The organism is Nocardia sp. NPDC051030 (assembly GCF_040683015.1).
Classification (GTDB): domain Bacteria; phylum Actinomycetota; class Actinomycetes; order Mycobacteriales; family Mycobacteriaceae; genus Nocardia.
This window is the reverse complement of the sequence record NZ_JBFBCD010000008.1, coordinates 23912-29626: the sequence shown is the minus strand read 5'-3', so window position 1 is coordinate 29626 and position 5715 is coordinate 23912. Positions and strand designations below refer to the sequence as shown.

At 64.7% G+C, this 5715-nt stretch carries 7 protein-coding genes; 3 read left to right on the top strand and 4 right to left on the bottom strand.

The genetic code is table 11. From position 1 onward, the window contains the following. Nucleotides 1-73: 73 nt before the first annotated feature. From AB0N05_RS25830 to AB0N05_RS25815, 4 genes are all read right to left on the bottom strand, one after another. Nucleotides 74-1396: a tetratricopeptide repeat protein gene (locus tag AB0N05_RS25830; RefSeq protein ID WP_364698436.1), complete on the bottom strand. Its 1323-nt coding sequence runs from the start codon at nt 1394-1396 to the stop codon at nt 74-76. Further along, complete coding sequence (locus tag AB0N05_RS25825; RefSeq protein ID WP_364698435.1) at nt 1393-1758, bottom strand: hypothetical protein; 366 nt, start codon at nt 1756-1758, stop codon at nt 1393-1395. Before AB0N05_RS25825 ends, AB0N05_RS25830 begins: the two co-directional genes overlap by 4 nt. A 28-nt stretch (nt 1759-1786) precedes the next feature. Next, nucleotides 1787-3184 (bottom strand): DUF4041 domain-containing protein, encoded by a 1398-nt coding sequence (locus AB0N05_RS25820; RefSeq protein ID WP_364698434.1) that lies wholly within the window; start codon nt 3182-3184, stop codon nt 1787-1789. A 197-nt stretch (nt 3185-3381) separates the two neighbouring features. Beyond that, complete coding sequence (locus AB0N05_RS25815) at nt 3382-4608, bottom strand: helix-turn-helix transcriptional regulator (RefSeq protein ID WP_364698433.1); 1227 nt, start codon at nt 4606-4608, stop codon at nt 3382-3384. A 182-nt stretch (nt 4609-4790) separates the two neighbouring features. Between AB0N05_RS25815 and AB0N05_RS25810 the strand changes: the two genes are divergently transcribed. Genes AB0N05_RS25810 through AB0N05_RS25800 form a run of 3 tightly spaced genes read left to right on the top strand, consistent with a single transcriptional unit; the run spans nt 4791 to nt 5571 of the window. Beyond that, entirely contained in the window at nt 4791-4967 is a 177-nt protein-coding gene (locus tag AB0N05_RS25810; RefSeq protein ID WP_364698432.1) for a hypothetical protein, read from the top strand. Nucleotides 4968-4970: 3 nt separating this feature from the next. Then, entirely contained in the window at nt 4971-5315 is a 345-nt protein-coding gene (locus tag AB0N05_RS25805; RefSeq protein WP_364698431.1) for a helix-turn-helix domain-containing protein, read from the top strand. Then, a complete protein-coding gene (locus AB0N05_RS25800) occupies nt 5224-5571 on the top strand; it encodes a hypothetical protein (protein ID WP_364698430.1) in 348 nt (115 codons plus the stop codon). Before AB0N05_RS25805 ends, AB0N05_RS25800 begins: the two co-directional genes overlap by 92 nt. Nucleotides 5572-5715 lie beyond the last annotated feature (144 nt).

The following is a 5715-nucleotide window of genomic DNA, read 5'->3' as shown; positions in this document are numbered from 1 at the left end:
TCGAAGCGACCCGTGGCCGGTGTGAACTGTGCCTTTGGCGGTCCTGATGGACCGGACCCGTTGCTGCTCGATCTCAGTGTGATTGCTTATGCGGGGTGGGGCCGCGGAGTTTTTCGGTGGTGCGTTGGGGGCGTTTGTGTCCGGCGCGCTGCCACCACGTGCTGGCTTCGTTGAGTTGGCCGCGGTAGCGCAGGCGGATGGCCAGGTTGTGCATGGCGTTGGTGTTGCCGGCCTCGGCGGCGTGCCGGTACCAGGTGAGGGCTTCGTCGTAGCGGCGGGATTTGTCGAGCATGAGGGCGAGGTTGTGCATGGCATCGGTGTCGCCGGCCTCGGCGGCACACTGACACCAGTACTCGGCCTCGGTGTCTTCGTGGGCTCGGCGCAGTAGATCCGCGAGATTGCCCATGGCTGCGGTGTTGCCACGGTGGGCGGCTTCGAGGTAGAGCGAGTGTGCTGCGCGGAGTTTTCCCTGGCTGTACAGCAGGTTGGCAAGGTTGTTCATTGCGCCGGGGTGTCCTTGCGATGCTGCAGTGCGCCAGGCCTTTTCGGCTTCGGTGGGGTCACCTTGTTCGGCCGCACACTGGCCGTCGGTGAAGATCTGCTGGGTGGTGCTGTCCGGGGTGGCGAGCGGGTCGATGACCAGCGGCGTCACGGCGTTGTCGGATATGGGCCGGTGGCGGGGCGGGGTGAACAGGCGCAGGTTACCGGTGATGTTGACGCTTCGTCGCACGGGGCGCGGATGGCCGTTGCGGTGCAGGATCTGGTCGATGTTGTCGTAGAGCTGGTCGAGTGTGAGTCCGGTTCTACTGGTTGCCGCGGTGAGCAGGGCGTCGGTGAATGCCGTGTGCCGGTGGCCCTCTGGGGCGAGAGAGGGCTCGTTGCGAGGAGAGGAGGCGATGGTGTAAGTGCCGGTGATGTCGATCTGACCGTCGACGACGGCGGCTGGGCTGCTCATGGCTTCGAAAGCTCGTCCGGAGAAGCAGCAATCCAGGATCAGAATGCGAGCACGGGCGCGGGCGGCGGCAAGCTCGTCGCGCAGCGTGGCGAACGGTATCGAGCTCCACTCGGGATGGTCGGGATCGCTGCTGGTCAAGGCAAGATGCAGTCGTCCGCGCCGGTCCAGCAAGCCGTGTCCGGTGTAGTACACCAGCAAAACCTCTTCGGCGTGGTCGGCGGCATCGGCAAGGAGTTCACCGACCTGTGGAGGCGCGTCGGGGTCGATGAGGGTGGCACAGTCCTCGCCCGGGAGCGCTGCACCGGTGGGTGCGGTCAACAGCCGCGTGAGATCGTGAATATTGGTGGCGGCGGCGGGGATATCGGTGATGTCGGGGTGAGTGTATCGGCTCACCCCGATCAGGGCGGCGCGCCAGCCGGAGCGGTTCCGTGCCGAGGTCACTGGGGTTTGTTCGCCTGGTCGAGCAGTGCCTGTAGCGCCTGGGTGATCTCGGGAGTTTTGACGCGTTTGGCGTCGAGTGTCAGCTCGGTGTGCTCGAGGGTGAGGGTGACCGCAATGTCGGAGCGCCGGTGAGTGAACCATGTGCTCAGCGACTGAATCAGTGCGGGCGCGATTCCCCTCGCACCAAGAGCAACGACGATCACCTCGGCCAGCCCGCCCATCTGGCCGGGACGAATCTGCCTCGCCGGCATGCTGACCCGGCCGCGCAGCTCATCGTCGTCGTTGAACCACTCGAGCAGACCGAACAGCTCATCGGCGCTGCCGTCGGTGCGGATTGTCAACTGGCTCTGATGTTCTGGCATGCCCTCGTCCTCGTCCTCGTCTCGTTACTCATTGCTGGTTCGTGCGCCGCGCCGCCTCGAGGCTGCGACGGTAGTCCTCGGCCTCGGGGAATTCGGTGAACACCAGCAGTTCTCCGGCGAGTTCCTGCATGGGTTCACGCACCTCTGCGGGGGTGACGCGGAAGAACTCGCGGCGGGAGTTGACCAGGTTGACGCGCTTGTGCGCTAGGCGGCGATGCAGTTCTTCTTCGATACCAGCGGCATCGAGATCGAAGTGCATAGCGTGCACGTCGTACTTGAACGGCACGGACGAGTTGTTCAGATCGCTGATGCGGTCATCAGGGTCGAGGCGACGGGTCATGCCGATCTGAACCATATTCTCGCCGAACGCACCGATATTGGACACGACGTACACGTGGCCGACGCGCAGATTGCCCGCCCGGTTCGCGAGCGCGGTGCGTTTCTGTTCCAAGTCGGCAAGCTTGTCCTGCAGATCGCGCCCCCTCGCTGAGTCGGTGTTGCCGGCCGCTTCCAGCGCGGCGAGCGCAGACGCGTACTGCTGATGCTGTTTCTCGAGTCTCTGTTGCTCGCGTTCGATCTCCTGCTGCGCCTTGCGCTCCTCGCGCAGGCGGTCACGCTCGTCGCGTTCGGCCTCTTTCTGACGGGCGAGCTTCTCCAGGTAGTCGGAAGTCAATTCCAGCTCACGGCGCCGCAACTGGTGATACCAGGGCGTCACGCGCAACTTCATAGTCTCGCCAAGTCGTTCGATCGTGGTTGCCAACCGGTCGAGGCGTTCCAGCGCGGTGTCGATCTTGTACGGTTTGAGACTTCGGACGAGGTTGTCGGCCTCGGCGTTGTAGGCGCGCAGCATCAGCTTCGAATACTCACGAATCATCTTGCGGCCCTGGGCGGCCGAGCCGTTGACCTGCCAGCTCTGCGACGCCTCGATCGCGCCACCGTCACGCGCCGCGGCGGACTTGATGTCACCCTGGAGCTGATCGAGCCTGGCGCGGTAGGCGACCACGTCCGACAACGGATGACGGTATCGATAGATACCGATCTCCTGGAGCACCTGTTCCTCTTGGGTGTTGATCACCTGCGTGCGTACGCTGTCCAGGTGCGCCTGCTCCGCAGTGATCTGCGCGGCGAGTTGCTCACGATAGCGTTGAAGTTCGGCGACCTCGAGTCCGCCGAAGCTGGCCAAAGCAGCTCGAAGCCGTTGAATCTCGGCCAAAGCCTCGGTCAGATCCTGAGATTGGCGTTTCGCATAGGCGCGAGTGCCAAATATCGGCACCTTAGCGGGCGGGGGCACGCGCGGCGGGGGTTGTGCAGGGATGTGTGCCGCTGGGTCGGGTACCGAGTCGCCGGTCCACTCATTGCCGTTCCAGTATCTGAGATAGCCTGGATTCTGCGGGTCGGGATACCAATTCGCGGGCGCGGTGCTCATGATCTACCCCCTTTACGGCAGTCGCACCTTCGAGAATGACATCTCCGACCGACCACCGTACGGCCAAACGCACAATTGCGGACTTGTCCACGCAGTCGTCCTGCGAGTCGCGGCGTCCGACACCGTGAGGGGATCGCCAAGTCAGGCGCCGGTGTAGGCCGCTCTGGAATTCGAGTCGTCGAGCCGCAATCATTCGGCTAAGTACGGATGCCTACTCGTTGGCTCAGTTCGCGGACATCGCTGCGCATGCCGGTCGGTGGTTTCTTCAACAGGTCGCGGAGCATGTCTCGGGCGAACCCGTTGTAGCGGATCGTCTCGGGGGCAGTCTGTTCCGACTTCACGAGCATCGTGAGTGCTGCGGTGTCTTCGTCGCGCTGCATGTAGGCGCGGGCAACCTCGATGAGGTGTCGGCCGCGGCGGGGCACGGACACGATGTTGTCGGCGTCGATGGAGCGGGCCGCACGCAACGCCTCGCCGGGCTGGCGCAGTTCCACGCCGAGAGTTGTTGCGTGCGCGGCCATTACCGGTTGGGAGAAGCTGGTCTGCACGTGCCGATAGGTGGGGCCGAGTTGCTGGGCGATGCGGTCGGCCTGTTCGAGGCCGCGCCAGGCGTCGCCGGAGCGGCCGCGTCGGCCGTGGACGTAGGCGATCTCGAATTCCAGGGCTCCGGCGATGCCGTGCCAATCGTCGGGGGTTTCGGCGCGGTCGAGGTAGGGGGTGATTTGGTCGATCGCGTTGCGGGCCAGTGCGATTGCTTCTTCCCACCGTCCGGAATCGCGCAGTGCTTGCACCATCGCCCAGGCACTGCACGCGATGACGTAGGGGTCGTCGGCCTCGTAGCCTTCGCTCATGGCGCGGTCGGCGACCATCCAGACGAGTTCGGGCGCGGGCTGATAGGCGACATAGAAATCGGCGAGCTGATAGACACCGGCGAGGGTCCGGCGCGCGGTGCGGCGGTCGTCGGCGGTGCGGGCTGCGGTTTGGGCGTCTCGGATCAGGCCCGGCAGTAGCGCGCCCAGTTGCGAGCGGTGGTCGGGGCTGGAGTGGCGAATACGCCATGCCTTGCGGAGTCGTTCGGCGAGATGGTCGATGCTGACCGGCTGATCGCTGGGCGTGATGCGGTAATCGGTCAGGGCGGCTTGTACATCGGAGAGAGCGGCGTGACGTTCGCCCGCGAAGACGGTCACCGGCACGGCGTACTCGTCACCAGTGAGCGTGGCAAGGTCGTCCAGATCCAGGACACGAGCGATCCGTAACAACAACTCGAGGCTCGGTGTTCGCTGAATCCTGCCGTTCTCCAAGGCTTTCAGCCATTCGGCGGACCGGCCGATCTGGGCGGCCAGCACGGGCCGCGCCATGCCGACGCGTTCTCGGTACAGCCGAACTCGCTGCCCGATCTCTGAGGGATTCGCTGCACCGCTCACCGGGACCGCCTCCTCGTGCTGTGACGACAATCGCCAGCGTAACGGCATTGGGGGGTACGTTCGTACCCCTTCGCGGCGTCGGCCGGGCATACGTTCCACACTGCCCCGACGTCGGTTCGATCACCAGTCCCCGACGTCGGGTGCACTCCAACACCGTTCCAGGGACATGGAGAACACCCGACATGGAAATCATCGTTGCCGCCACCACCATCGCGCTAGTGCTGTTTTTCCTCGCGGCCCACGCACTGCCGGACACCGAACGCACCCAGCGGCAGAAACAGCTGACCGTCGCTGGCATCCAGGCGCGGTTAGCGGCCGAACCGCCGCGCACCTACGTTCCGATCAGCCGAAGGCGGTGAGCGATGGCGTTCACAGAACCCGAAGCGAAAGTGCTTGGCGCACTGTCAAACCAGGTCCCTCCGCATGCGCTGACCGTGCGGCAACTCTGCCGCGCGACCCGGCTGCCCGAGACCTCGGTCCATCGGGCGCTGCTTCGACTGTCGCGCACCGGGCTCGCGACGGGCACCCTGCACGGCCCAGCGCAGTGGCGCTGCACCCATCGCGGCCGCCTTGCGATAACCAGGCCATCTACCGTGACTACGCAGGGACACGACCATGACCAACTACGTGATCGGATTTCTGCGACCGGACGTGTCGGGGGAGGCGTGGACGGAAGACGAGGCGCGGATCCATGCGATTGCTGCTGAGCGCGGGTGGTCGGTGATCCTGGTGTACTACGGTGATCCGGACCGGCCGGGAGGCGCTGTGATCAACCGCCTGATGAACCTCGCCCACGGCCAGTATGTCAACGAGGTGATCGCCCCGAGCTCAGACCATTTCGAGCCTGGTGACCTCCTGGCGCTGGTCAAGATCGCCGACGTGATCTGCGCGGATACCGGCACCAGGTACACGATTCCCACCGGCGACGGGCAAGACCAAACCGGTCTGGTCAATCAGCGATAGGTGCCAGGTCGCCATCACCGGAACCGACCGGCTCCTCCCTACTCTCCGCATCCCACAACTCGGAGACGACATTGAGGCTGGTATCGCTCCGGCGGTACCAGCCCCAATGGAGTCGGTTCGTGCAATGCCACGTTTAGTAGGCGT